This window comes from Salirhabdus salicampi (assembly GCF_024259515.1).
Lineage (GTDB): Bacteria > Bacillota > Bacilli > Bacillales > Alkalibacillaceae > Salirhabdus_A > Salirhabdus_A salicampi.
Genome location: NZ_JANBWE010000007.1, coordinates 29,156 through 55,188, shown reverse-complemented (window position 1 = coordinate 55,188; position 26,033 = coordinate 29,156). Strand labels below are relative to the sequence as shown.

General features: G+C 36.9%; 26 protein-coding genes, 3 pseudogenes and 2 riboswitches. Of the genes and pseudogenes, 20 read left to right on the top strand and 9 right to left on the bottom strand.

Annotation, left to right across the window (positions count from 1 at the left end; translation table 11 throughout):
* Positions 1 to 200: 200 nt before the first annotated feature.
* A pseudogene (locus NLW78_RS15035) lies at positions 201 to 710 on the top strand (GNAT family N-acetyltransferase).
* Between the two features lie 28 nt (positions 711 to 738).
* Here the strand turns inward: NLW78_RS15035 and NLW78_RS15030 are convergent.
* On the bottom strand, positions 739 to 2,454 hold the full coding sequence (locus NLW78_RS15030) for a S8 family serine peptidase (RefSeq protein WP_254497967.1): 1,716 nt from the start codon (positions 2,452 to 2,454) through the stop codon (positions 739 to 741).
* 265 nt (positions 2,455 to 2,719) lie between these two features.
* Here NLW78_RS15030 and NLW78_RS15025 point away from each other — a divergent pair, with 265 nt between their 5' ends.
* The 12 genes and pseudogenes from NLW78_RS15025 to NLW78_RS14970 all read left to right on the top strand — a co-directional run bounded on the left by NLW78_RS15025 (position 2,720) and on the right by NLW78_RS14970 (position 10,824).
* Positions 2,720 to 3,046 (top strand): DUF3889 domain-containing protein, encoded by a 327-nt coding sequence (locus NLW78_RS15025; RefSeq protein WP_254497966.1) that lies wholly within the window; start codon positions 2,720 to 2,722, stop codon positions 3,044 to 3,046.
* A 97-nt stretch (positions 3,047 to 3,143) separates the two neighbouring features.
* A riboswitch (FMN riboswitch) is annotated at positions 3,144 to 3,292 on the top strand.
* 136 nt (positions 3,293 to 3,428) lie between these two features.
* Positions 3,429 to 4,538 carry a bifunctional diaminohydroxyphosphoribosylaminopyrimidine deaminase/5-amino-6-(5-phosphoribosylamino)uracil reductase RibD gene (ribD, locus tag NLW78_RS15020; RefSeq protein WP_254497965.1) on the top strand — a complete coding sequence of 370 codons (1,110 nt, stop codon included), beginning with the start codon at positions 3,429 to 3,431 and terminating at the stop codon, positions 4,536 to 4,538.
* A gap of 3 nt (positions 4,539 to 4,541) precedes the next feature.
* Complete coding sequence (ribE, locus tag NLW78_RS15015; protein WP_254497964.1) at positions 4,542 to 5,192, top strand: riboflavin synthase; 651 nt, start codon at positions 4,542 to 4,544, stop codon at positions 5,190 to 5,192.
* A 28-nt stretch (positions 5,193 to 5,220) separates the two neighbouring features.
* Positions 5,221 to 6,432 (top strand): bifunctional 3,4-dihydroxy-2-butanone-4-phosphate synthase/GTP cyclohydrolase II, encoded by a 1,212-nt coding sequence (locus NLW78_RS15010; RefSeq protein WP_254497983.1) that lies wholly within the window; start codon positions 5,221 to 5,223, stop codon positions 6,430 to 6,432.
* Positions 6,433 to 6,443: 11 nt separating this feature from the next.
* Complete coding sequence (ribH, locus tag NLW78_RS15005) at positions 6,444 to 6,911, top strand: 6,7-dimethyl-8-ribityllumazine synthase (RefSeq protein ID WP_254497963.1); 468 nt, start codon at positions 6,444 to 6,446, stop codon at positions 6,909 to 6,911.
* A gap of 129 nt (positions 6,912 to 7,040) precedes the next feature.
* The gene (locus NLW78_RS15000; protein ID WP_254497962.1) at positions 7,041 to 7,526 is read left to right on the top strand and encodes a spore coat protein; all 486 of its coding nucleotides are present in this window, start codon (positions 7,041 to 7,043) and stop codon (positions 7,524 to 7,526) included.
* Between the two features lie 116 nt (positions 7,527 to 7,642).
* Positions 7,643 to 7,849 (top strand): YozQ family protein, encoded by a 207-nt coding sequence (locus NLW78_RS14995; RefSeq protein WP_254497961.1) that lies wholly within the window; start codon positions 7,643 to 7,645, stop codon positions 7,847 to 7,849.
* Positions 7,850 to 8,072: 223 nt separating this feature from the next.
* Positions 8,073 to 8,270, top strand: coding sequence for a cold-shock protein CspD (gene cspD / locus NLW78_RS14990; RefSeq protein ID WP_254497960.1), 198 nt, complete (start codon positions 8,073 to 8,075; stop codon positions 8,268 to 8,270).
* Positions 8,271 to 8,382: 112 nt separating this feature from the next.
* On the top strand, positions 8,383 to 9,066 hold the full coding sequence (locus NLW78_RS14985) for a class I SAM-dependent methyltransferase (RefSeq protein WP_254497959.1): 684 nt from the start codon (positions 8,383 to 8,385) through the stop codon (positions 9,064 to 9,066).
* 18 nt (positions 9,067 to 9,084) lie between these two features.
* Positions 9,085 to 9,288 (top strand): annotated as a pseudogene (locus tag NLW78_RS15720) (zinc ribbon domain-containing protein).
* A 37-nt stretch (positions 9,289 to 9,325) separates the two neighbouring features.
* On the top strand, positions 9,326 to 9,784 hold the full coding sequence (locus NLW78_RS14975; protein ID WP_254497958.1) for a GNAT family N-acetyltransferase: 459 nt from the start codon (positions 9,326 to 9,328) through the stop codon (positions 9,782 to 9,784).
* 125 nt (positions 9,785 to 9,909) lie between these two features.
* A complete protein-coding gene (locus NLW78_RS14970) occupies positions 9,910 to 10,824 on the top strand; it encodes an acetamidase/formamidase family protein (protein ID WP_254497957.1) in 915 nt (304 codons plus the stop codon).
* A 43-nt stretch (positions 10,825 to 10,867) separates the two neighbouring features.
* On the opposite strand, the gene NLW78_RS14965 is transcribed toward NLW78_RS14970, so the two are convergent.
* Positions 10,868 to 11,440 carry an LOG family protein gene (locus tag NLW78_RS14965; RefSeq protein ID WP_254497956.1) on the bottom strand — a complete coding sequence of 191 codons (573 nt, stop codon included), beginning with the start codon at positions 11,438 to 11,440 and terminating at the stop codon, positions 10,868 to 10,870.
* A 516-nt stretch (positions 11,441 to 11,956) separates the two neighbouring features.
* Positions 11,957 to 12,151, bottom strand: a complete 195-nt coding sequence (locus tag NLW78_RS14960) for a DUF5370 family protein (protein ID WP_254497955.1) — start codon at positions 12,149 to 12,151, stop codon at positions 11,957 to 11,959.
* An 84-nt stretch (positions 12,152 to 12,235) separates the two neighbouring features.
* Here NLW78_RS14960 and NLW78_RS14955 point away from each other — a divergent pair, with 84 nt between their 5' ends.
* Positions 12,236 to 12,451, top strand: coding sequence for a hypothetical protein (locus tag NLW78_RS14955; protein WP_254497954.1), 216 nt, complete (start codon positions 12,236 to 12,238; stop codon positions 12,449 to 12,451).
* Positions 12,452 to 12,486: 35 nt separating this feature from the next.
* On the opposite strand, the pseudogene NLW78_RS14950 reads toward NLW78_RS14955, so the two are convergent.
* Together NLW78_RS14950 and NLW78_RS14945 are read right to left on the bottom strand one after the other, a co-directional pair.
* A pseudogene (locus NLW78_RS14950) lies at positions 12,487 to 12,762 on the bottom strand (3D domain-containing protein); the annotation flags it as partial.
* 526 nt (positions 12,763 to 13,288) lie between these two features.
* Positions 13,289 to 13,429: a hypothetical protein gene (locus tag NLW78_RS14945; protein WP_254497953.1), complete on the bottom strand. Its 141-nt coding sequence runs from the start codon at positions 13,427 to 13,429 to the stop codon at positions 13,289 to 13,291.
* Positions 13,430 to 13,613: 184 nt separating this feature from the next.
* Between NLW78_RS14945 and NLW78_RS14940 the strand changes: the two genes are divergently transcribed.
* The 4 genes from NLW78_RS14940 (at position 13,614) to NLW78_RS14925 (ending at position 17,639) form a co-directional block, all read left to right on the top strand.
* Complete coding sequence (locus tag NLW78_RS14940; protein WP_254497952.1) at positions 13,614 to 14,501, top strand: RNPP family C-terminal domain-containing protein; 888 nt, start codon at positions 13,614 to 13,616, stop codon at positions 14,499 to 14,501.
* A gap of 107 nt (positions 14,502 to 14,608) precedes the next feature.
* Positions 14,609 to 15,163, top strand: coding sequence for an NADPH-dependent FMN reductase (locus NLW78_RS14935; protein WP_254497951.1), 555 nt, complete (start codon positions 14,609 to 14,611; stop codon positions 15,161 to 15,163).
* 206 nt (positions 15,164 to 15,369) lie between these two features.
* Entirely contained in the window at positions 15,370 to 17,196 is a 1,827-nt protein-coding gene (typA, locus tag NLW78_RS14930; RefSeq protein ID WP_254497950.1) for a translational GTPase TypA, read from the top strand.
* Positions 17,197 to 17,357: 161 nt separating this feature from the next.
* Positions 17,358 to 17,639 (top strand): hypothetical protein, encoded by a 282-nt coding sequence (locus tag NLW78_RS14925; protein WP_254497949.1) that lies wholly within the window; start codon positions 17,358 to 17,360, stop codon positions 17,637 to 17,639.
* 6 nt (positions 17,640 to 17,645) lie between these two features.
* On the opposite strand, the gene NLW78_RS14920 is transcribed toward NLW78_RS14925, so the two are convergent.
* The 4 genes from NLW78_RS14920 to NLW78_RS14905 form a co-directional block, all read right to left on the bottom strand.
* Positions 17,646 to 18,428 carry an enoyl-CoA hydratase gene (locus tag NLW78_RS14920; RefSeq protein ID WP_254497948.1) on the bottom strand — a complete coding sequence of 261 codons (783 nt, stop codon included), beginning with the start codon at positions 18,426 to 18,428 and terminating at the stop codon, positions 17,646 to 17,648.
* 16 nt (positions 18,429 to 18,444) lie between these two features.
* A complete protein-coding gene (locus tag NLW78_RS14915; protein WP_254497947.1) occupies positions 18,445 to 19,602 on the bottom strand; it encodes a thiolase family protein in 1,158 nt (385 codons plus the stop codon).
* Positions 19,603 to 19,645: 43 nt separating this feature from the next.
* Positions 19,646 to 21,202, bottom strand: a complete 1,557-nt coding sequence (locus NLW78_RS14910; protein ID WP_254497946.1) for a fatty acid--CoA ligase — start codon at positions 21,200 to 21,202, stop codon at positions 19,646 to 19,648.
* Between the two features lie 120 nt (positions 21,203 to 21,322).
* Entirely contained in the window at positions 21,323 to 22,582 is a 1,260-nt protein-coding gene (locus NLW78_RS14905; RefSeq protein ID WP_254497945.1) for a helix-turn-helix domain-containing protein, read from the bottom strand.
* A 394-nt stretch (positions 22,583 to 22,976) separates the two neighbouring features.
* A riboswitch (TPP riboswitch) is annotated at positions 22,977 to 23,080 on the top strand.
* A 74-nt stretch (positions 23,081 to 23,154) separates the two neighbouring features.
* Here NLW78_RS14905 and thiT point away from each other — a divergent pair.
* Together thiT and NLW78_RS14895 are read left to right on the top strand one after the other, a co-directional pair.
* Positions 23,155 to 23,727, top strand: coding sequence for an energy-coupled thiamine transporter ThiT (gene thiT, locus NLW78_RS14900; RefSeq protein ID WP_254497944.1), 573 nt, complete (start codon positions 23,155 to 23,157; stop codon positions 23,725 to 23,727).
* 317 nt (positions 23,728 to 24,044) lie between these two features.
* Positions 24,045 to 25,631 (top strand): peptide chain release factor 3, encoded by a 1,587-nt coding sequence (locus NLW78_RS14895; protein WP_254497943.1) that lies wholly within the window; start codon positions 24,045 to 24,047, stop codon positions 25,629 to 25,631.
* The last annotated feature ends 402 nt before the right edge of the window (positions 25,632 to 26,033 follow it).

The window sequence follows — 26,033 nt, the reverse complement described above, 5'->3', positions numbered from 1 at the left end:
CTAGTGTATTAGTTACACTAGGTTTTTAAGTACAGTTAGCTCTATCGATTTGTTGTCTATTAGATTTCATTGTTGCTACATAGGGAGACTATATCCCGTATTTTGTTAATGTTTGGTAAAATGGTGGTATATTCAAAAAGTGAGGGATTATAGTGGAGAATGAAAAAAGATATGTTCCAACCTTACATACGAAGAGGCTCATGTTAAGAGAAATTCGTCCCCAAGATGTGAATGATATGTTTGAATATGGTTCCGATAGTGAAGTAGCAATGTATGTGTCATGGGATCGCCATAAAACGGAACAAGACACAAAAAAATTTATTGATAGTATTTTGGCATTAGATGATAAATTCTTTTGAGGGATTATAGATAAGGATCAAAACAAGTTGATTGGAACAATTGACTACGTTTCTTATAGTAAAAAACATAAAGTGGGAGAAATAGGTTACGTGCTTGCTCGTCCTTATTGGAAGAAGGGACTCATGACAGAGGTGGTAAATGAGGTAGTTAAGTTCGGTTTTGAGGAATTAGGGTTAGTCCGTATCCAAGCACGGTGTTTTGAACAAAATATAGGCTCTGCTCGTGTAATGGAAAAGGTAGGGATGACGTATGAAGGTACAATTCGTAAGGGGATGCTCGTAAAAGGGATGCATCAAAATTTAAAGCTATATTCGATTTTAAAAGATGATTATATAAAGAAAAAGGGATAGCCTTTTATAGGCTATCCCTAACTTTATGTTACTTTAAAATCTTTTCTACGACATATGTGCCTTCATAGTTTTCAATTGTATTTAACCAACCCTCTACGTCAACCTCATATGTCCCTTCAGCTACGTCTGGAACAGTTGTTTCTTCTGTCGTGGTAAACCCGTTTGCAGATGAACCAACCAACTCACCATTTGCATCTCGAACAAATAAGTCTAAATCATTTGTGGCGGACAACCAAGAAATACTAACTTTTAAACTTACTGAATCTTTCCCAATTTCGATGTCGTAATAGTCATGGGATTCAACTTCTAATGTAGAAGAGCCAGGTCCTACTGTACCTTCCCAAGTATATTCCTCAAAATAAGTGTCATACGTTTTTCCAGTTTCTTTCTCTTTATATTTACCGATGAATGCTTTTGTTTTTTCGGCTTTTTTCACAGCTTCATATGCGTTAACATAACCAGCGCCAACCTCATGAAATTCGTAACTAGCCATTTCGTCGGCAGTTTTCTGTAAAACATCTAATACAATAGCAGGATGCATATCAGGTGTTGCTTCACGCATTAATGCAACAACTCCAGAAATGTGAGGTGTCGCCATACTCGTTCCACTAGCAGTAGTGTAGTATGGCAGGTGCTCTGGTGCAATGTATGTTGAATCTTTTACAGTACCTAACGAATTCATAACAACTCCAGTAGATGACTTCGTTGAAACGATGTCTACCCCTGGTGCTGTAATATCAGGATGAAGGAATTCATCACCAGCAACACCGCGAGATGAAAAGTTTGCTAACTCTTTATCTTTCGTACCGGCTGCTACTGAAATGACCCATGGTGCTGCAGAGTATGGGTTTAATGTATTGTCATCTGGTCCAGCATTTCCGGCTGCAAAAACGACAACCATTCCTTCGTCATGCGCTTCTTTACTTGCAATATTGATTGGGTTATTTGGCGAATATTCACCACTCGTACCCCAGCTATTACTAATTACATCAATACCATATTCTTCGTGTTTTTCTAGCACGTAGTTAAATCCTTCAAGTGCCCAAAGTATGTGTAAACCTTCACCAGCACCAATTCCAACTAACTGTGCATCAGGAGCAATACCTTTATAAAGGCCATCACTTGCGGTACCGTTACCAGCAATTGTACCGGCAACATGTGTACCATGACCAGATGAAGTATCAGTATTTAATACACCTTCCAAGTAAGTATCTTCATCACCAAAAATGCTTTCCCCAACTAATAATTTAACGTTTTGTATAACTTTTGTGCCATAAGGTAGGTCAGGGTGTGTTGCGTCAATCCCACTATCAATTACAGCAACTGTAGTTCCTTTACCAGTATAGCCTAGGTCAGACCATACTCTTTCCGCACCAATAAGTTCGCGGCTATCTCGCATGAAATAGTCTAACTTTTTGTTGGCATAAACAGATAAGGCATTTACATCACTGTCTAACAGTTTCTGAACTTGAGCACTTGTCCCTTTTACCCCTACGATAGGAAGTTGGCTAAATGTCTTTATGTCTAAACCTAGAGATTTTAGCAAGTTCAAATCCTCTGTTGTCGGATCGTGATCATATGAGACAACGGCCTCAACAATTGAACTATCGGATACAGTTGATAGGATCTCTGTTAATTGTTTATCCACCTCTAAATTTGTTTCACCTGATGAAGTGGATTGAAATGGAGAAACAAGACTTAAAAGTAAAACGGCTATTAATATACTTGAAAATAACTTTTTCATAGTTTCCCTCCCAAAATTTTCGAATCATTTATATTTTCTAACAATTATTAGACGTGTACAATATAGCGTTAGTACTAATTGTTGCTAGTGCATTGGTCTTAGCTACATACGGGATTTGTCGAAAGCGTAGTCTAATTGGCAGGCAAAGGAAAGTTTGACGGATCCATTGTTTTTTCGTAGTCGTTAATACTTTTATAGTGATGAATAGCTTTTAATAGAATGAAAAAAACTAAGGAAAGTTAAGTAAGAAAGGAGGTACATAAATTTGAAACAAGTAAAGTGGGGCAAACTTCTTCTTTTGCTTTCGTTAGTTGTCATATTGTTACCAACTGTAACAACTTATGCTCAACCTGAATATGCCAAATGGGGTAAAATAGCAGTAGCCGAAACGAAAAAGCAATATCCAACGCATAAAGTAACTGATTATGCTTATCAGGGGAAAGTTGTCATTTCCGATGAGCGACAGCAATACAATTTCCGATTATCTGTTCAAGCTAATGAGCAACAGAAAAAAGATGTGAACGTATATGTCTTGGTAAATCCAAAAGAGGATAAATTACTGGATGTTTACTTTGACGAAATTGAATCTTGAATAGGGACACCCCGGTTTTTATACGGGGTGTTTTTTTTTGAGCCTTCTCTTTGAACTTAATAAAAAAATAATGGTATAATACAAATAATTGTATAGCTTATTCCTTCGGGGTCGGGTGAAATTCCCAACCGGCGGTGATGAAATCAGAATGATTTACAAGCCCGTGACCCGTTTGATAATAGTCAAACGGTGGATTTCGGTGAGAATCCGAAGCCGACAGTAAAGTCTGGATGGGAGAAGGAAATTTTCGGTGATTAGCGCGCGTTTGGTTTTTGTACGAACAAACGTTTGCTTCAGTATACTTTTATGCTTGAATCCCGTTAAAGATCCTACCATGACCCCTGTTTTCAGGGGTTTTTCTTGTATAAGGAGAGAGATTAATATGAATGATCATAGTTATATGGAACTTGCATTATCATTAGCAAAATCTGTATCAGGTCAGACATCACCGAACCCACCGGTAGGATCGGTGGCTGTTAAAGAAGGTCGTATCATTGGTATGGGTGCCCATTTAAGAGCAGGGGAACCTCATGCAGAAGTTCATGCGATGAACATGGCTGGCGACTCAGCACATGGGTCCACCGTTTATGTTACGTTAGAGCCTTGCAGCCACTACGGCAAGACACCACCCTGTGCCGATTTATTAATTAATAAGGGTGTTAAACGGGTTGTTGTAGCCACAACGGATGAAGATTCCCGGGTTTCGGGAAAAGGAATTGAAAAACTGCGCTCTGCCGGGATAGAGGTGGATGTAGGTATATTGAAAGAGGAAGCGGAACAAATATATAAACCGTTTTTTCATTATATAAAATATAAAACACCTTATGTAACGATAAAATCTGCCATAACAATGGATGGAAAAACGGCAACGGTAACGAAACATAGCCAATGGGTGACAGGGGAAGAATCACGAAGAGATGTTCACGAGTATAGACATAAACATGACGCCATTTTAGTTGGTGTAGGGACGGTAATTGCCGACAACCCTTCTTTAACGACTCGATTACCGAACGGCGGCAAAAATCCAGTCAGAATAGTACTAGATACAAATTTACGTACACCATTGGAGTCTAATGTCATTACTGATGGAAAAGTCGACACCTGGATTATTATCGGGAATAAGGTTGAGAAGAAAAAGATGAATCAATACTTACAATATAAAAACGTGGATATTATTCAATTAAACCAAGAAGATATTAAAATCCCACAATTGTTAAAAGCGCTTGGGGAAAGGGGCATTATGAAACTTTTTGTTGAAGGTGGCGCTGAAGTTAATGGAAGTTTCCTAAAGAGTAACGCCTTTCAACAATTAATTACGTATATCGCCCCTAAACTTGTAGGTGGTCGTGATGCGCCGACTTCATTTGGTGGACCGGGCTTCATCACAATGGATGAGTCTCTCAATATGAGTATAAAGAGTGTGGACAGAATTGGTGAAGATGTAAGGGTAGTTGCTGAACGGAGAAATAGCGAAGATTATAAAGGGGAGTAAAAGATGTTTACAGGGATTATTGAGGAAGTCGGAACAATACAGAATATGAAAAAATCTCCACAATCCATTGTTATGGAAATCGGGGCTACAAAAGTCTTAGAAGACGTAAATATTGGTGACAGTATTTCTATAAATGGTGTTTGTTTAACTGTAACGAAATATACAAAAGGTTCCTTTGAAGTGGATGTCATGCCCGAAACGGTAAAAGCTACTTCATTAAAGGAATTGTCAACTGGGTCAAAGGTGAACTTAGAAAGATCAATGGCAGCCAACGGTCGTTTTGGTGGCCATTTCGTCTCCGGACATGTAGATGGTGTCGGGGAAATTATTGGTAAAGAAGAAGTTGCCAATGCAGTATATTATAAAATTAAGGTGCCCGAATCGTTGGCAAAATTTTTACTCTTAAAGGGTTCAATTGCAGTAGATGGAACAAGTTTAACCATCTTCGGGGTAGAGGGCAACGTATTTACGATTTCATTGATTCCACATACGTATGATGAAACAGTGTTAGGGTCAAAAGGTAAGGGTGACACCGTAAATATTGAGTGTGACATGTTAGCGAAATATGTAGAAAACATGTTAACAAGAAAACAGGAGCTACAAAATCCGTCAAACATTAATAAAACGATGCTAGAGGAAAATGGGTTCGCTTAAAATCAACGGAGATAAGGATGTGATTGGATTGTTTAACACAATAGATGAGGCAATAGAGGATTTAAATCGCGGGAAAGTTGTCATTGTTGTGGATGATGAAGACCGCGAAAATGAGGGTGATTTCGTAGCCCTTGCTGATAAAGTAACTCCGGAAACGATAAACTTTATGATTACACACGGAAGAGGTCTTGTCTGTACGACAATTACAGAAGAAACAGCTGAAAAACTAAAATTAGGACCAATGGTAAATACGAACACTGACCCATATGGTACAGCATTTACCGTAAGTGTAGATCATAAAGAAACGACTACAGGTATTAGTGCAGCAGAACGGGCGAAGACAATTCAAGAAATTTTAAACCCAAACTCCATCCCGACAGACTTTAAGCGACCAGGTCACGTATTTCCGATTGTAGCAAAGAATGGCGGTGTACTTAGAAGGGCAGGTCATACAGAAGCCTCCGTTGATCTAGCAAAATTAAGCGGTGCACACCCATCAGGTGTTATTTGCGAAATTATTAAAGATGATGGAACGATGGCCCGTGTTCCTGACTTAACTGAAATTGCTAAACAATTTAGTTTAAAGATTATTACGATTAAAGACTTAATTGAGTATAGAAACAGAAAAGAGAAGCTTGTTAATAGAGAAGTTGAAGTGAAACTGCCAACCGAATTTGGGGAGTTTCGTGCGATTGGGTATACAAACATAGTTGATTATAAAGAACATGTAGCTTTAGTAAAAGGTGAAATCGATACGTCAAAGCCCGTATTAGTTCGTGTTCATTCCGAGTGTTTAACTGGTGATGTATTCGGTTCATATCGATGTGACTGTGGCCCACAATTGCATACAGCCCTTTCACAAATCGAGGATGAAGGAAACGGCATATTACTTTATATGAGGCAAGAAGGCCGTGGAATTGGACTTATCAATAAATTAAAAGCTTATAAGCTGCAAGAACAAGGCTACGACACGGTGGAAGCGAACGAAAAGCTTGGCTTTGCACCGGATTTGCGTGACTATGGTATAGGTGCACAAATTTTACGTGATTTAGGTGTTGAGAAAATGCGTCTTCTAACGAATAACCCTCGTAAAATTGCAGGGTTGAAAGGATATAACTTAGAGGTAGTTGACCGTGTTTCTTTACAGCTCCCATATCGAGATGAAAACGAAAATTACATTAAAACGAAATATAAGAAGTTGGGGCATATGCTTCAGTTCCATACAAAACAAGACAATTAGGAGGAAATACAATGGGTAAACAATTTGAAGGAAGCCTAGTAGGAACAGGACTACGTGTAGGAATCGTAGCAGGTAGATTTAATGACTTTATTACAGGAAAATTATTAGAGGGTGCAACTGGGGCTTTAAAACGGCACGGAGTAAATGAGGAACACGTTGATGTTGCATGGGTTCCGGGAGCATTTGAAATCCCATTAATTGCACAAAAGATGGCTGAATCCGGTAATTACGATGCTGTCATAACGCTAGGTGCTGTTATTCGAGGTTCTACTCCCCACTTTGATTACGTATGTAATGAAGCCGCAAAAGGTGTATCAGCTGCTTCACTAAAAACAGGCAAACCAGTCATTTTTGGTGTATTAACAACGGATACGATTGAACAAGCAATTGAACGTGCGGGAACTAAAGCGGGTAATAAAGGTGCAGAAGCGGCAGTTTCAGCGATTGAGATGGCACAGCTTGTTAAAGAGTTTGAATAAAGATAAGGGGAGAGCTTTGAAGCTCTCTCTTTTTTAGATTAGTGCCTATTTTTCCCAACTGATGTCCCGTAGGTTGTCGTCCTGCATACAATACTAACGAAAATACCTACTGGGAGGATTGGATGTATTATGGAACAACAAAAGACGTTGGCATGGCACGAATCATTAGAGTTACATGAGCTAGTGGTGTTTAAATCCGTTGGTTTAGTGAAGATGAAAACGAGTGTAAAAATGTTAAAGGATAAAGAAACACGGGAATTGTTTCAGAAAGCGATTCAGGTAATAGAATCAGAATTAAAAGAGTTAATGAAATTTTACCAAAATGTTCCACAAACGAGAGAAGATGAATTAATGGAACGTAATGCTATGGAAAACTTCATGGTAGGAGATTTACTCGCATTCATGAAAACCGGAGTTCGCAATTATGCGATTGCGATAACAGAAACTGCTACTCCAAAATTGAAAGAGGTATTAATAAAGCAGTTGAATAGCTGCATTCAATTACATGATCAAGTGTATCGTTTCATGTATAAAAAAGGACTATACCCTTCATACGATATTAACAAATTATTTGAGAATGACTTGAAATTAGCTAAGCAAGCTCTTTCCATGTAGCTATCGGTTTACGGCCTCACTTTCATGAAGTGAGGTTGTTTTTTTATTAATCACTTTTATTACATATTTCTAACGACACAGTGGAATGATAAAGAAAAAATGTTGGGAGGTCATTTATGGCACATAAACATAAGAATAACAAAAGTGTAGCAGATAAATATTATGAACCTGAAGATTATAAGCGAAACGACCAACTTTCATCAGGTATCGCAGAAACCCATGAACAAACAAGTGATACTTTAACTGAAGGTACAATTGATGGAAAAATTGAACGCCCAAATGGAAAAGCTGAAGATATACCTCGAAAAGGGTACAATGAATAAGAAATGGGAAAATATTGATGGTTTTACATTACTATGCAAAAAAATAATGAAGATTTCTTGAAATACACTTGCTTTTTTTCCTCAAAAAGAGTAAAGTAAATGGAGGCAATTGATTTTGAAAGTGAAAGTAATACTTTATGACCTCTTTATTAAAAGAAGTAGGTAAGAAGTATGCTAGGATTCAAATCTTTTGTGTAATTTTTTTTAATAGGAGGTCATGAAGATGACTGGAAAAGTAAAATGGTTTAATGCAGAAAAAGGTTTTGGTTTTATCGAGCGCGAAGATGGAGACGACGTATTCGTACACTTCTCAGCTATCCAAGCTGATGGTTTCAAAACTCTTGAAGAAGGTCAAGATGTTGAATTTGAAATCGTTGAAGGCGACCGCGGTCCACAGGCTGCAAACGTTGTAAAACTATAAATCATTAACAAAAGCGTATTCCGATATTTCGGAATACGCTTTTTTTGTATCTATGGAAGGAAGGATTTCATCACATAAAAGCGAAATCGTTATAGATGAAAGGTGAGATCTTATGAAAAAAGAATCGTTTTGGCATAAAAGTGCTCAACAACAGTGGGATGAAAAGGCTGAATTTTGGCACCAAAGTAGTGAAAATATGTGGGAGAAAGGGAGCCGGAAAGATATTATACCTTTCTTCCGAAAATTTGTTGGTATAGGTAGTAAGGTCGCAGACATTGGCTGTGGAGATGGTTATGGTTCATATAAGTTAAGTCAGTTGCAATACAAAGTAACAGGAATTGATATTTCAGCAGAAATGATTAAGCGGGCAAACCAAAGAAAATCAGGTATCCCGTTAACATTTGAAGTTGGTGATATTATTGATTTACCATTAGCATCGAACTCATTTGATGCTGTTATGGCAATAAACTCTCTTGAATGGACGGCACTGCCGGTAAAGGCAGTCAAGGAAATCAGGAGAATAGTGAAACCTGGAGGGCATTTATGTGTCGGAATATTAGGACCAACTGCTACCCCAAGGGGAAATAGTTTTCAAAGGTTATACGGTGAAGATGTTATATGTAATACGATGATGCCATGGGAATTTCGTAAGTTAGCTGAGAACATAGGTTTTAATGTCATTGACGGATTAGGTGTATATAAAGAAGGAGTTACATCATCACATACGAAACACTTACCTGAAGAATTAAAACAAGCCCTCACATTTATGTGGGTTTTTATATTAAAAAAGGTTTAATAAAAGGGTGAGGGTCTCATCTCTGAAGAAAAATGTTTTATTAAGTGTGGAAGTACAAATGCCGAAATAAAGCAGTGTTTATGACAGGTACAAGTGTCAAAGATGTTTGATATTCAAAATTATCAATTTACTGTTGTTTCATGTACCAATTGCGGTTATTCTCAGTTTTATAATCAGGAAAGTTCTCATACAGAAAACATTTTAGATTTCTTTTTTGGCTAGAAACAAACCATAACATACTACATGAAGGAGAATAGTTATGCAATGGATGAAAAAATCATTTCAGCAATTGTCGAATAATGAATTATACGCAATCCTAAAGGAGAGGGTTGATGTGTTCGTAGTAGAGCAAGAATGCCCTTATCCTGAAATCGATAACGTTGATCAAGATGCGATACATTACTATTTGCAAATCGGGGAGCGGATTGCAGCGTATTGTCGATTAATCCCAAGTGGAACGAAATTTGAAGAAGCATCTGTAGGAAGAGTTATTGTCAATAGAGATTTTCGTGGTAACGGATATGCTCGGACCATGTTGAAAAATGCCATTCTTATTTTATTAAAAGATTGGGGCGAAACCTCCATTAAAATTCAAGCCCAGTTATACCTAGAAGAATTTTACCAATCTGTAGGGTTTCAAACGGTTTCAGAACCATATATGTATGACGGTATATTGCACATAGATATGATATTACATAAAGAGGACATTTTATCTTAATTTTGTTCCGCTAGGTTCAAGTAAACCCGACGTCATTTTTCGCCACTATTCATACGGATCATCTATCTGTATAATGTTATTAATCTTATTTTTACTCAATTCTTGTTTTGAAAGGTGGAAAGAAAATGGAACAAAAAAAGCTCGACAGAACGTCCTTTATATACTCGATGTCAAAAGAACACGCTCCAGCTTTACGTGTGAATTCCGGTGATCAAGTTGTAATAGATACATATGACTGTTTTGAGGATCAAATAACAAGTGAACAGACAACTTTTCAGACGGTTGATTGGAATCGAATTAACCCTGCAACCGGGCCTGTATATGTGGAAGAAGCACAACCAGGGGACGTATTGAAGGTATCCATTGATGAAATCAAATTAGGCAACCGCGGTGTCATGTCTACTGGTCCAAATTTAGGGGTGATGGGTCATCAACTGGAGAATTTTGAAGTCAAGGTTTTGCCGGTACAGGATGGCCATGTGGCATTTGATGACCAGTTACAAATTCCTTTAAATCCGATGATTGGTGTTATTGGGGTAGCTCCTGAGAAAGAGGCTGTTTCTAATGGCACTCCTGGTGCACACGGAGGAAACATGGATACGAAACTTATTGCGAAAGGGGCAACGCTTTACTTTCCTGTTTTTCATCAGGGAGCCCTATTTGCTTTAGGAGATTTACATGCTGCGATGGGGGACGGTGAGATTGGTGTTTCAGGTGTGGAAATTCCTGGAGAAGTAACCGTTACCTTAGAAGTATTGAAAGAAAAGCAATTACAACATCCAATCGTAGAAAACAATGACGGAGTGGCTTTCCTTGTTTCAAAGGAAACTTTAGATGAAGCGGTGGATGTTGCGGTTGAAGAAATGATTCAAACGCTTAAACCATATACAAATTTGTCTTTAGGACAGTTAACGATGTTAATGAGTGCTGTGGGTCAGGTACAAGTAAGCCAAGTTGTTGATCCTTTAAAAACAGCTCGATTCTTCGTACCGAGATATGTGCTTGAAGCATATGGTATTCAATTATTTCCTAGTACATAATATGAATGAGTGTAGAGAAATTCTACACTCATTTTTATGATGTTTATGTGGACCATTTCTTATCATAAGTAGGTGGTTGAAAATTTATCATCATTTCTAATAAATCTTCTGGGTCTTCCGCAGATAAAATTAACTCTTGGTGTGATTTGTACATAAATTGCTCTGTAGTAGCATGTTCGATTAAGTCTAATAATGGTGTATAGTAATTTTCGATATTCAAAATACCAATTGGTTTTTGATGAATACCGATTTGGGACCAGCTCAACACTTCGAAAAGCTCCTCAAATGTTCCAAGACCACCTGGTAAAGCGATAAATCCATCGGATAAATTATTCATTTTTGCTTTTCGCTCATGCATGTCCTGAACTTCTATTAATTGAGTCAAATGCTCGTGGACAATCTCACCTTTAAAAAGGCCTTTCGGCATCACTCCAGTAACATCCCCATTTTGTGCTAATGCTTCATTTGCAACTTCTCCCATTAAACCAGTATTCGAACCCCCATATATTAATTCAATTCCCTTAGTGGCTAATAAAGAACCAAGTTGATTTGCCCCTTGTTTGAATGAAGGACGAGCACCGTAGTTTGAGCCGGCAAAAACACATACGTTTTTCATTTTCACTCCCCCTAAAAGTCATGATCGAAATGTAATTAATACATTTTATTACGGAATGTTTTTCGTTATCTGTCAATGTGCAGGAGATACCCCTCCTTTTGAAATTAAATATAAAATATAGATTAAAAAAAACGCAAATAAAATCGATGCAGTGTTGTCACTACACGACGCCTTGAGCAATGGAATGAAGTGTTTCGAGGGTATGAGTTGAATATTCAAATAATTGTGCTACTCATGTTTTCCAATATAAAATCGATCTGAACCATTAACGATTTTTAGGAATTGTGTAGGAAAGGTGAATGGAGATTGTCAAAGTATGTATGTGTAATTGAATTACACCAGATTTGTAGGCATTTATGAAGAGAGTCGAATACAATAGGTGTTACGTCACTTATTGCAGTCCACTTTTCTTCGAGCCCTTGAAGGATGCCTACCAACATAAAGAAATGCCCCATTATTTAACAAATATAGGGTTAAAAATACAATAGAACAAGTACAAATGGTAATGTCGTTATTTTAATGTAATTGTTTGCCCTCGAGGTAATGATTAATGAGGTTTTCAATTTTTTCTTCATCAGGCTTCTCTCCTTCAAATTGAAAGGTAATTTCCTTTAGGAAATTCCCATCCTTATAAACATGAACAGCTCCTTTCTGTAGACTGACACTATATTCAATTTCAAAGATATGACCATCTTGTTGAATCGCACCCATATCCATCCTCCTCATGATTTTTGTATACATATTTTACGCTCGATGAACAACTCTATGCATAATGGTTCTATTGGAGGCGATACTTTGAAAAGAAGAACAGATGTGAGAGACATCTCGCCACATTTTGATGGAGAAAAGGAAGGGGTTTATCAAGATTCAGAAGGAGTAGAAATGGGTGTTTCTACAGATGGTGCGTTTGAGGAAGAAGGTTACAAAAATCCGTTTAACGCAACATTAAAAGCAAACCAAGATTTTGAAAAGTTAAATAAGGCAGTATCATCCAAAAAGGAGAATAAATAAAAAAGTGCCCATCTTAAACAGATGGGCATGTTAATTTATTTTATAATGGTAATATTAATTGTTTTTACTCCCCAATTTACAGCTTTTTCTTTTGAGGGAAAAAATACATCAATTTTATTTCCTTTAATTGCCCCACCAATATCACCAGCTATAGCTTCTCCATAGCCTTCTACATAAACTTTTGTACCCAACGGGATAACGTTCGGATCTACAGCAATAACTTTTGCATTTGGATCCGCTTTTAGATTAATGCCAGTAGCGGTGATTCCACTGCAGCCGTCACAATTTGCGGTGTATGCTGTAGCTTCAACTTTCATCATAATTTTTTGTGTTGACGCAGAAGTATGCACGTGGGCGTGTTCGTATTTTTGTTTTTCTATCTTGAGAACTTGTTTACGTTCAATTATCGTTTCTCTTTTTGCATGTCCCTCTATTTGTTCGGTTTCGACCGCCATTATTGTATCGGTCAGATCTATTTGAGATAGAAACTGTTCGTTTATAGAAAAAATAAAAAGCATTGTAAGCAAAAGTATGTTTAGATGATTCATGATATCGTCCTCCTTATACATGGAGGCATTATAACAACTTTATATGACGTCAATGTTACAACGAGACAACAATCTAGCGACAAATGTTTGCAAAAGTATAATGAAATCGGTATACAGCAAGGTAAAACTATAATAATATAATATAAAATCAGACAAAAAAAACCCTGGTTTAAGCACCAGGGAAAGGAATGTAAAACTTTAATAATGGAAACTCTAAAAAATTTTAGAGGGGATACCTTTAATTTGTAAAGCCATTTCAAATACAATGCCTTGCATTATTTCGTTTCCATTAATGCACTGGGCCCGGCTCTGGATCAGCATAAGTAATATTTAAGCCAGCCTCTTCTGTGAAATCTTTTTGACTAGTGTAATCGGCAATAGTGAAAATGAAGGTGATTGCAATAAGGCATGTGAAAAACAAACGTTTCATACCATCACCATCCTTTCTAAATAAGTTCTATTATAGTTATACCATGTTTGTTAGAAGTTTGAATTTTCCAATTAAAGCGATGAATGTCGAATTTCACCCAATTTAATGGAAATACATAGGAAAATAAGATAAACATATTAACATAGTAATATTTTGAGGAAATTTATCCCAGGTAGGTGTATGTATGTTAATTAGTGAAAATATCGGAGAAAAAATAAAAGAAATAAGAGAGTATTATGGAATTTCACAAAAGGAGTTATGTGAAGGAATATGCTCTCAAGCTTATATTAGTCGACTTGAAAAAGGGGAAATTAACATATCTGCTGACCTTCTGTATCTAATATCAAAGAGGTTGGGGGTAGAGTTACCTTTTTTCTTCAACCACTATAATTCACCAAGATCAGATTATATAACAATGACAATAGAAGAAATTCGAAAATCCGTCCGCAAAAGAGACTATGAACGTGCTGATGAAATGGTTTCTTTAGAATTAAAAAATCCTCTGTTTAGAAGTCACTTGGAGATGAAACAGTTTTTATTATGGCATAAAGGAATATGTGCCTATCACTTACAGAAGGGCATAGATAAAGCATTGTTTTATTTGGAAGAGGCATTAGATTGTAGTATGACTACAAATAAAAGTTTATCCGAACGAGACATAGAAATCTTACAGAGTAAGGCAATTATATTGCAACAGTCTGGTCGGTTTGAGGAAAGTAAAAAAATCTTTGATGAGTTACTGCTATCTTTAACTAGAAATATTTACATATCAGATATGAAAATAAATATTCGTATTTACTATAATTATGCAAGACTGTTAGTAGAGATGGGGCTGTTTGACCAAGGGATACGTACGGCTGAAAAAGGGATAAATTATGCCAAAAGTAAAGAGTTGTTATATTTACAAGGTGATTTATATTTCCAAATGGCTCGTTGTTATAACAAAATGGGGGAATATAAACTAGCTCAAGATTATTACGAATTAGCGAAGTATTGCTATTTACTTAATAACGAAAAAGATTTACATGAATTAACAACTTCTGTTATTGATGAGATTACGGAGCAAGTTTAATCATACTTAGAATGCCTACTATTTGACTTTATCCCGTGTCCATGGATTAAAATAGCATATGTAGAGAAAAATCGGAGCAATGTTAACAGGCTGAAAGGGGCGACATGATGAAAGTACTTTTTATTAATGGAACAGTTGTAGGAAGCAAAACAAAAGTATTGTTGCAGGAGACCGATCAATACTTAAATAAGTATCACTCTAATATTGAAACAAAACATGTATATTTAGAAGATTATGACCTACAATTTGTCGATGGAAGACCACCAGAACAATATAACGAGGATACACGAAAATTAATTGATGAAATTAGTTCAGCAGATGGGTATATTATTGCAACTCCAGTATTTCAGAGCTCAATTCCTGGAACATTAAAAAACATGTTTGATTTGATTTCACCGAATGCAATGCGTTATAAGCCAGTGGCGATTGTCGCAAATGGAGGGTCTTTCCAACATCACCTTGTGGCTCAAAACCAACTAAGACCAATTTTAGACTACTTCCGTAGTTTTGTAACACCAAACTATGTTTATACACACAGCAGTCACTTCTCGACTCAAAATGAGTTAATTGATGAAGATGTACAAAATCGTTTAAAAGAACTTGCCCGAGTGTTTGGACATTATTTAGAGATGAGTCGAAACGTGCAAAAAGAAGATGTATAAAGGTTAGATTGAACTGCACCCCAAATGTTAGACATAGAACTAATATTTGGAGGTGCAGTTTGTTATTTAATTGAATCGATAACATGACATGTTTCATACTAAAGGTAATAAATGCAGTTCTAGATGACGTTTGTACGTTTTATGTCAATATGTGTTATAATTATCAAGTTATGCAATGCGAATAATCGTTAGAGGAGAGTATTGGAATGCAACGAAGAGACGAATTAAGAAATATTGCTATTATCGCTCACGTTGACCACGGAAAAACGACCCTAGTCGATCAAATGTTACGCTATTCAGGCACATTCCGTGATAATGAACAAGTGGATGAAAGAGCAATGGACTCAAATGATTTAGAAAAAGAACGCGGTATTACCATTTTAGCTAAAAATACAGCCATTAACTATAATGATTCAAGAATTAATATTCTTGATACACCAGGCCACGCTGATTTCGGTGGCGAAGTGGAACGTATTATGAAAATGGTTGATGGTGTTTTATTAGTTGTAGATGCTTATGAAGGATGTATGCCACAAACACGCTTTGTATTAAAAAAAGCACTTGAACAAAAATTAACACCAGTTGTTGTCTTAAACAAAATTGACCGCCCAAATGCACGTCCATCCGAGGTTGTTGATGAAGTTCTTGACTTATTCATTGAATTAGGAGCGGACGACGAACAATTGGAGTTCCCTGTTGTATATGCTTCTGCATTACAAGGTACATCTGGTTTTGAAGCCGATGAGCAAAACGAAACAATGGATCCGATCTTTACGACCATAATGGAACATATACCTGCTCCTATTGATAATGGGGAAGAACCATTACAGTTCCAAGTTACATTGTTAGATTACAACGAGTATGTTGGAAGAATTGGTGTTGGACGAGTATTTAGAGGAAAAGTGCAGACTGGTCAACAAGTAACATTAGTGAATCAAGAAGGAGAAGAAAAATCCTTTAGGATCTCGAAGTTATTCGGTTTTATCGGTCTAAAACGTATTGAGATTGAAGAAGCTAAAGCAGGAGACATTGTAGCAATTGCTGGAATGGAAGACATCAATGTAGGTGACACCGTATGCCCACCAGACCATGTTGATCCCCTACCGACTTTACGAATCGATGAACCCACATTACAAATGACGTTCCTTGTAAACAATAGCCCATTTGCAGGTAAAGAAGGGAAATTCGTTACAGCAAGAAAGATTGAGGAAAGGTTATTGACTCAACTAGAAACAGATGTAAGTTTACGCGTTGAACATACAAACTCACCTGATGCTTGGAGAGTATCCGGACGTGGAGAGCTACACCTGTCGATTTTGATTGAAAATATGCGTCGAGAAGGATATGAGTTGCAAATTTCAAAACCTCAAGTTATCCTACGTGAAGTAGATGGTGTTATGTGTGAACCTGTAGAAAGGGTACAAGCCGATGTTCCTGAGGAATATACTGGAACAGTGATAGAAGCGATGGGTGCCCGTAAAGGTGAAATGCTGGACATGGTAAACCAAGGTAACGGACAAGTTCGTTTGGAGTTTAAGGTACCTTCACGTGGACTAATCGGGTACGCTACTGAATTCATGTCCCAAACAAGAGGGTATGGTATATTGAACCACACGTTTGACGGATATGAACCTGTTGTAGAAGGACAAGTTGGTGGTCGCCGCCAAGGAGTTCTTGTTTCATTGGAAAACGGAAAAGCTACAACATACAGTATAATGGGACTTGAGGACAGGGGTACGATATTTGTTGAACCTGGTACAGACGTTTATGCTGGAATGATTGTTGGCGAGCATAACCGTGAAAATGATTTAACGGTTAACATTACGAAAGAGAAGCATTTAACTAACGTTCGTTCGGCAACAAAAGACCAAACAACAACGATTAAAAGTGTTCGTAAAATGAGCTTAGAAGAAGCAATTGAATATTTAGATGATGATGAATACTGTGAAGTAACACCAGAATCCATCCGATTGAGAAAACAGCTTTTAAATAAAAACGAACGAGAGAAAGCAGCAAAAAAGAAGAAAGTATAATTCTTAAGGATATGACCGATATGGGCATATCCTTGTTTTTTTGTAATGATATTAAGCATTTGCCTAACTTGATAGATTTAAGTTTAATTTTCATGTGATAGGGTATAAAAGATTGTACTGATAGAGAAACTGTTTATATCTATCATGTTAGGAGTGAAAAAATGGAGAAAACAATATTTATAGATTGTGAACATTGTTTTTATTCCCGATCTTTTATGTTAAGTTTAGATGAACAAAATGATGACATCCAGTATCTTACTCAATGCCAAACTTGTGGTGATATAAGTGATAATAGTAAAGGAACATCCTATGTACATACATGTCGGTTTTGTAATGGAGAGGAAATGGATAAAATACATGAGGATGAATTACATATGTTAAGCTGTCCGAACTGTGGTGAAATGGGAATTGCTGAAATAAAAGAACATCATAAGCAGGTGTAGTACCTGTTATGATGTTTCATTAAATCGAGGTTGTCGTTTCTCTAAAAAAGCATGAATTCCTTCTAGATGATCTTTTGTAGTTCTCATGCTCTGTTGTCCAATGGTTTCTCTCTCTAATACATATAAAAGTTGTGATTGACTGGAATCTGAGTATATCTTTTTCGTTTCAATCATCGCTTGAAGTGGTTTCCTACGAAGCTTAACAATAAACTGCTCTGTAAACGTATGAAAATCAAAACCCTCTTCATTTATATGATCAACAATCCCCATTTTTTGGGCTTCAGAAGCTGTTAACTTTTCTCCTCCCCAAATCAGTTGTTTTGCTTTGGAAGATCCAATTCGCCTCTCTAAAAAGAAGTGGCCTCCACCGTCAGGTATTAAACCAATACCTATAAAATTCATGGCTAATTTTGCCCGGGTATCTGCGAGAACATAATCTGTTCCAATTGCTAAACTAAACCCTAATCCGGCGGCTGCTCCATTAACAGCGCTAACTGTAATTACTGGCATTGTATGTAACATGATCGCAATCTGTTTAAGTTTATCCATTACTGAAGAAAATTCTTCATCGGTTGTATCCTGTAACATCGTTTTAATGTCCCCGCCCGCTGAAAATGCCTTTCCTCTCCCTGTAATAACTAAAATATTGGCGTTACTTTGTTGAACCTCTTCAAGTTTGCTTAACAATTGTTCGATCATGTTCAAGTTCATGGCATTCATTTGTTCTGGACGATTCAACGTGATTGTCGCTACATGTTCATCGTTAGATAATAAGACAGTAGCTGTCATATTGCACACCTCCTATTTACGAATATCGTTCAATAATAGCTGATGTTGCTTGCCCATGTCCGATGCAAATGGTTAGCAAACCATACTTACCTTGTTTACGCTCCAGCTCATGAAGCAATGATGTCATTAACTTCGTTCCAGTTGCTCCTAACGGATGACCGAGTGCAATAGCACCGCCGTTTACATTCACCTTACTTAAATCAGCTTCTAATTCTTTTTGCCAGGCTAACACAACTGGTGCAAATGCCTCATTAATTTCTACAACGTCCATATCCTGCAGTGTAAGTCCTGCTTTGTCCAGTACTCTTTTTGTAGCTGGAATGACACCGTCAAGCATAAATGTGGGATCAGAGCCCACTACAGTACGGTGTATAATTTTTGCCCGTGGTTTTAATCCAAATTCTTTAGCCTTCGACTCTTCCATTAATAAGAGAGCTGCTGCACCATCACTCATCTGGCTTGCGTTTCCAGCAGTAATAATACCGTCATTTTGAAAGACTGGTTTAAGATTGGCTAATGCTTCCAGTGATGTGTCTCTTCTAGGTCCTTCATCAACATGAACGACAGAAGGTTGATTGTGTTGATCTATTCCTTGAACAGGCACGATTTCATCGTTAAATTTCCCTTCATCGATTGCAGTTAAAGCACGTTGATGGCTATTGTAAGCGTATTGGTCAGCATCTTCCCGGTTAATACCATAATGTTTTGCAATCCGTTCTGCTGATTGCCCTTGGTGGATAAACTCATATTTACTCTTTAATGTTTCTGGGATTGTTTCTTGATCACTACCATCACTTAATATTGGGACATGACTCATTGATTCTACACCGCTTGCAATGACAACATCCATATCCCCAGATAAAATGGCTTGTGACGCAAAGTGTATCGCCTGTTGGCCAGACCCGCACATCCGATTAATTTGGACACCTGGCACCTCAACAGGAAAGTCAGCTTCCAGCGCGGCCAGCCGACCAATGTTGTAACCTTGACTATAAATGGGGGTAGCACAACCCATGACAACATCTTCAACTACCTCTTTCGAAACGTTAGCCCTTCGTACGACCTCCTGTAATACACGGGCCCCTAAATGTACAGGGTGGATGTTGTGTAAAACTCCTCCCTTTTTTCCCACAGGAGTTCGAACAGCTTCTACAATGACGCAACTTCTATTCATTCTCATTCCTCCTAATGCTTGACGGAAATTTGCAATCTTCTACTTACTTCATTTGCTCTTGTACTTTTTTCCGTAATATATATTTTTGTATCTTTCCGCTGGCATTACGCGGTAACTGATCAACGAAAACATATTTACGCGGCCTTTTATAGTTGGCTAATTGTTTACTAGATTTACAAAACTCCTCTAATTCTTCGTCTGTTAATGATTCCTCTTTTTTAACGATAAAGGCAACCACCTTTTCACCCCATTGAAGGTCAGGTTCCCCTAGTACAGCTACATCTAAAATGCCTTCGTGATCATATAATACATCTTCTACTTCTCTCGGGTAAATATTTTCTCCGCCACTGATGATCATATCATCCACTCGGTCACAAACATACAAATATCCGTCTTCATCAAAATAGCCTAAATCCCCAGAATGATACCAACCTTTGTGTAGGGAGTCTTTTGTAGCGTCAGGTCTATTATAGTAACCTATCATCATACAAGGTCCTTTTACGATAATTTCTCCAATCTCTCTAGGTGGTAAAGAGTCATTAGGATTTGATGGACCGTCTTCTTTCGTTTTTACAACCCGAATCTCATGGTTGAAACAAGGGCGTCCAACCGAGCCTGTTTTACGAATTTGATCATGCTCATTTAGAAATGTAATTGCTGGCCCCATCTCTGTCATTCCATAAGCCTGTATTAATTCGGTCCCGAGTTTTTCCTTACATGCCCTTACAAGAGCAGGTGGCATTGGAGCAGCACCGTAAAGGCCTAATCGCATGGATGATAAGTCATATTGATCTAACTCCTCTTGAAGCATCATATTCCACATTGTTGGAGCGCCGAACATAACTGAAACTTTTTCATCTTGTATAATTTGTAATACTTGTTTCGGATCAAAGTGATGTACAATGACGCTTGTTGCACCAGCTTGAACACGGGGTAAAAAACAACAATGCAACTCGGCACAATGAAACATTGGGGCCGTAGCTAATCCCCGATCATATTCGGATAACTTTAAGTACGATAAACAGATTAAACTTTGCTCAGCCATGTCTCGATGTCGGTGCATAACACCTTTAGGTCTTCCAGTTGTTCCACTTGTATACATAATCGCATAAATATCATTTTCGGAAACATTTGCGGTAGGTTTACTTGTTGAAGCCTTTCTTGTTCTGTCGTAGTATTGTACAGCATAGTGAGGGGTATCTTTATCTACATACCAAAAAGAGGTGTTCGGAAATTTTTTGTAGACGCTATCAATTTCAGATTTTAATGCTTTCTCAAATAAAACAATTTTTGGGGAAGAATCTGTAAAAATATAAGTTAATTCCTCTGACTTTAATCTAAAGTTGATAGGATTTAGGATGGCACCAATTTTTCCGCACGCGAAAAAGGTCGTTGCTAATTCCGCAGTATTAAATAAGTAAGTGGATACGACATCACCTTTCTCAACCCCTGAAGCGATAAAAGCATTGGCCAATTTATTGACTTTTTCGTCCCATTTCTCATATGTCCACCTGACTCCTTTGGAAACGTCAACTAATCCTTCTTTTTTCGGAAAGTTTTTTACGGTTAGTTCAAAAATTGAACTCGTCGTTGCAAACATTTGGCTATCTCCTCCTCCAATTAAGCGCTTACAAATATTACTATGATTTCTATTCTAGTCAATTTAATATATTCCTGTCTTAATAAATGAAAAGAAGCCAATCCATGACTGGCTTCCTTACTATAAATAATCCTCCACAGGGAATGAGTACTTATAAAACTCTTGTATTCGTCGGTAATATTCCGCTGATTTTTTATATTGTCTTTTATTATAAAAGATATCACCCATCAATTTTAAACTGCTGATCAATTCACGTTGTGCTCCGCTTTTTTCAAAATAAGGGATGATTTCCTGTTCCATTTTCGTAATAAAGGTTAAGTCATTTATTGTATGTTTCCATTTATTTTCCAGAATATAAAAGCGATATCTATTGAAGTCTGACCCGTATTTATCACATAAGTTATACCCTTCGATTAACTTGTTCTTAAATTCATGATTGGCTTCAGTTGTTATGTATACTAAGGCGAACAGATATATAGTATTGACCAATGTTTTTTGATCCCGATACCCCTTTGCTTTATGTAAATATGTTAGCGCTTGGTCAAATTCCTTACGTTGATAGTAGATATACCCCTTTAAGCTATAAATGATTCCTTTGTTTTCACGGGTAATATAGCGTTCATCAACACGATTAATCTTGTTAAGATATTCTTCGGCAATTTCATATTCACCGATTGAAATGTAATTCGTTGTAATTAAGAGATAACTTCTAACCATGACTTCAAAATTTAAATATTCCTGGGACAAATCTAAGGCTTTCATAGCATAGATAATTGATTTATTTAAATTATATGTTCGTTTATGAAAAACGGACAAATTATAAAACAGTGCACTGTCATTTATTCCAATATAAGTGTAAAGTTTTTCAGCTTTTTTCAATGATGCTAAAGCATCTTTCATCTTCTCATCATAATAAAAGATGAGTGATTCAAATTTGTAGAAATAATACTTTGTTTCATCATTGAACATGTTAACTTTATCTAGCAGGCGTTTGTATTCCTTCTTCGCTTTCTCCTTCGTTTCAAATGTGATTGTGTAGCATAAGTGTACCACTTCAAACAAATGTTCCGCATTTGGGTCATTGTTATATTTCATTGCTTTCGTTAAATTGTTAAACATGTTATATGATTCATCATATTCCTTAGCCGTTATGTGGGAATACCATTCTAATATTTTTTCTTTTATGTCTATATTTTCAACTGAGAAGTCATGCATGTCGATCTCGAGTCTTTTATATAGCATTGCCAAAATATCTTCGTTCGGTTCAATGTTGTCATTTTCAAGCTTACTTAAGTAGGAGACTGAACAAATCCCCTTAGCTAATTCAGCTTGTTTTAGTTTCTTCTTTCGTCTATGGTATTTAATAATACTCCCGTGCATAATATCAGTCCTATTTCGTTCTTGTTTTAGAATAGTAGTATTATAACATGTCAATATTTAGTTAAGCATTTCATCAGATTTAATAATATCATTTTCAGGAAAATTATTACAAAAGGGTTTGCGCAATATTAGCACCGTATATCACACTGCGTTATGAGTTATCTTGAAATGTTCCATTATTTATTAGTATCTGGACATTCATAGTTGGTATCAAAGATAAGAACAAAATCGTTTTGCAGACATACGTGGTGTGTGTCGTTATTGACCATTTTCTTAGCAATAAGTAAATCATGTAAAGAAAGATGGAAAAAGGTCCATGAAAGATAAATTAAATTACTGTTATAGTTGTAAAATGGGTATTAGAATAGTATATTTATAATAAGTGAATAGATAAGTGACCACAAAGGGGCGCCTAATAGGCTGAGATTGAACCTTGGATGTTCTGACCCTTTGAACCTGTAAGTTAGTGCTTGCGTAGGGATTGTGGTGTAAGGATATTTTTGCTTTTTAAAGGCAAAGCTGCGCCTCCTTGCGCCGGCTTTGTCTTTTTCTATTTTAAAGGAGGGAAAAAAATGACAACTTCATCCAAAAATTTGTTTTTAGTAGAAATTGCTATTTTTAGTGGATTAGCTATTTTGTTAGATATTATTTCAGGAGCGTTAACAGGAAGGTTTTGGCCACAAGGTGGTTCCGTTTCTATCGGCATGTTACCGATATTGATTATGGCATTCCGTTGGGGGTTGAAAGGTGGTCTACTTACTGGATTCATCTTTGGCCTTTTAGATTTGATTATTGCAGGAAGCATTTACCATCCCGTTCAAGCGTTTATTGATTATTTCTTAGCCTTCACTGCTGTCGGTTTTGCTGGGCTATTTGCAGCCCATGTAAAAAGTGGAATAAAGGAAGGCAAACCCGGAAAATGGTTGACCTATATCGTAATTGGTACCCTTTTAGGTGGCTTGCTAAGATTCTTCTTCCATTGGGTATCTGGTATTGTTTTCTTTGGGGAATATGCTCCAGAAGGCCAACCGGTCGCTATTTATTCACTTGTTTATAACGGCTTTTATATGGTGTTTTCCATATTATTCTGTATTATTCTTTTACCTGTCATTTTAAAAGCATTACCGAAAAAATATTTTGCTTAATATGTTTCAGAACATCCGTCTTAAACTCTCGGTTACTACCGGGAGTTTATTTTTTACGATAAAATGAACGGTAAATATGATACTATTTTAAATGACGTCATAGTATTTTTCGTAGCACAAGTAATGATAGAAACAGTAAGATCTTCCCATATAAGATGTACGGAGTAGGTTGGTCTTCATAGTAATAAGAATTTTAACCACCTCATTCATATAGATGAATGAAGGGTTTGAACAAGGAACTGGGTGACAAAATATTAGGAGGGTATTAGTCTATATATTATGAACGCAGCAAAATCATTGTTAGAAAGGAATTGAACATGGCGAAAATACAAGAAGAAGTATCAAGACGTAAAACTTTTGCAATCATTTCTCATCCAGATGCGGGTAAAACGACTCTAACAGAAAAAATGTTGTTACTAGGTGGCGCAATTCGTTCTGCTGGTTCTGTAAAAGCGAGGAAATCCAAAAAGTTCGCAACATCAGATTGGATGGAATTGGAGAAGCAAAGGGGGATCTCCGTTACATCTAGTGTAATGCAGTTTGAGTATGAAGGGTATAAAATTAATATTTTAGATACGCCAGGACACGAAGATTTTAGTGAGGATACGTATCGTACATTAATGGCAGTTGACAGTGTTGTTATGATTCTCGACGTTGCAAAAGGTGTGGAAGCACAAACAAAAAAATTATTTAAAGTTTGTCGCGATAGGGGAATTCCGATTTTTACATTTATTAACAAGATGGACCGGCACGGAAAAGATCCTCTAGAGTTATTTGAAGAAATTGAAGAAGTGCTTGGTATTGAATCCACTCCAGTTAACTATCCAATAGGAATGGGACCAACTTTTAAAGGTGTATATGACCGGTTCACGAAAACGATTGAATATTATGGTGAAGATGAGGAAGAGTCAACTTTCGTCAGTGTGGAAAATTATACTGATTTGCGCAAACAGCTAGAAAAGTCTGCTGATGAGGAAACGATAGAAAAGTTAATGGAAGATTTACAGTTATTAGATGAAGCGGGAAATCCCTTTCATCTTGATACTGTGAAAGAAGGGAAACAGACACCTGTCTTTTTTGGGAGTGCTATTTCAAATTTTGGCGTCCCGACATTTTTGCAGCACTTCTTACAAATCGCTCCCTCTCCTTTCCCTAGAGAATCTAGCGCAGGGAAAGTGAATCCGACAGACAAAGTCTTTTCCGGTTTCATTTTTAAAATTCAGGCGAACATGGACCCTTCACACCGGGACCGTATTGCCTTTTTACGAATCTGTTCGGGACAGTATGAAAAAGGAATGTCTACTTGGTTAGAAAGAACAGGAAAGCAGATGAAATTAGCCCAACCTCAGCAGTTTTTTGCTGATAGTCGTGAAGGGGTTGACCATGCTTATGCAGGTGATATTGTTGGTTTATATGACCCAGGTGTATATCAAATAGGGGATACCATATGTGGAACGAAAGAATTGTTTGAATTCGGTGATTTGCCTCAATTTCCACCTGAACATTTTGCTAAAGTTCGCCCTAAAAATGCACTACGTCATAAGCAATATGTGAAAGGAATTCAACAGTTAGCTCAAGAAGGGGCTATCCAAGTATATCGAACTCCGAAATTCGAAGATACAATATTAGGCGCTGTTGGCCAGTTGCAATTTGAAGTGTTTATTTACCGAATGAAGGCGGAATACGGTGTTGACCTTGAAATGGAACGTTTAAGTTATCAATTAGCCCGTTGGGTAAAAGAAGGGGAAATACCGGAAAAAGCATATTATAGTAGTACAAGTATGCTCGTTCATGATTACGTAAAGCGACAAGTGTTGTTGTTCAAAAATGAATTTTCCTTAAATTACTTTCTTCAACAAAATGAAGGGATCACATTGACAGAATCCCCGCCAAAAGATAAGTGATAAAAGACCCTTGGAGAAGAATTCTTCAAGGGCTTTAAAATGAGGCAAAGAAACTCAATACCGTTTGTCACAATTTTGGGGTCATAATCGAAGAAATAATTTTGAATGTTCAGACACGGTCAGATTATCGTGTAAATAGATGTAATAGAATAGTTTTATAGATGATGCAAATTTTAAAAACCTGCATATGATGTGTAATGAGCCGATAGAAAAATAGTGCTCCAGCACCGTTGTAAGGAGTGATTGTGGTGAACAAATTCTTTTCCTTAATCCTTACAATTTTGGAGGTTTTTATAAACGGAAAGAAGGTCATATACGAATTAAATTACGGTAAACACCAAGAAAAAATGTATACGTAACTTGATTAAAACTTAAGACATTTCCTTATGTCTTAAGTTTTTT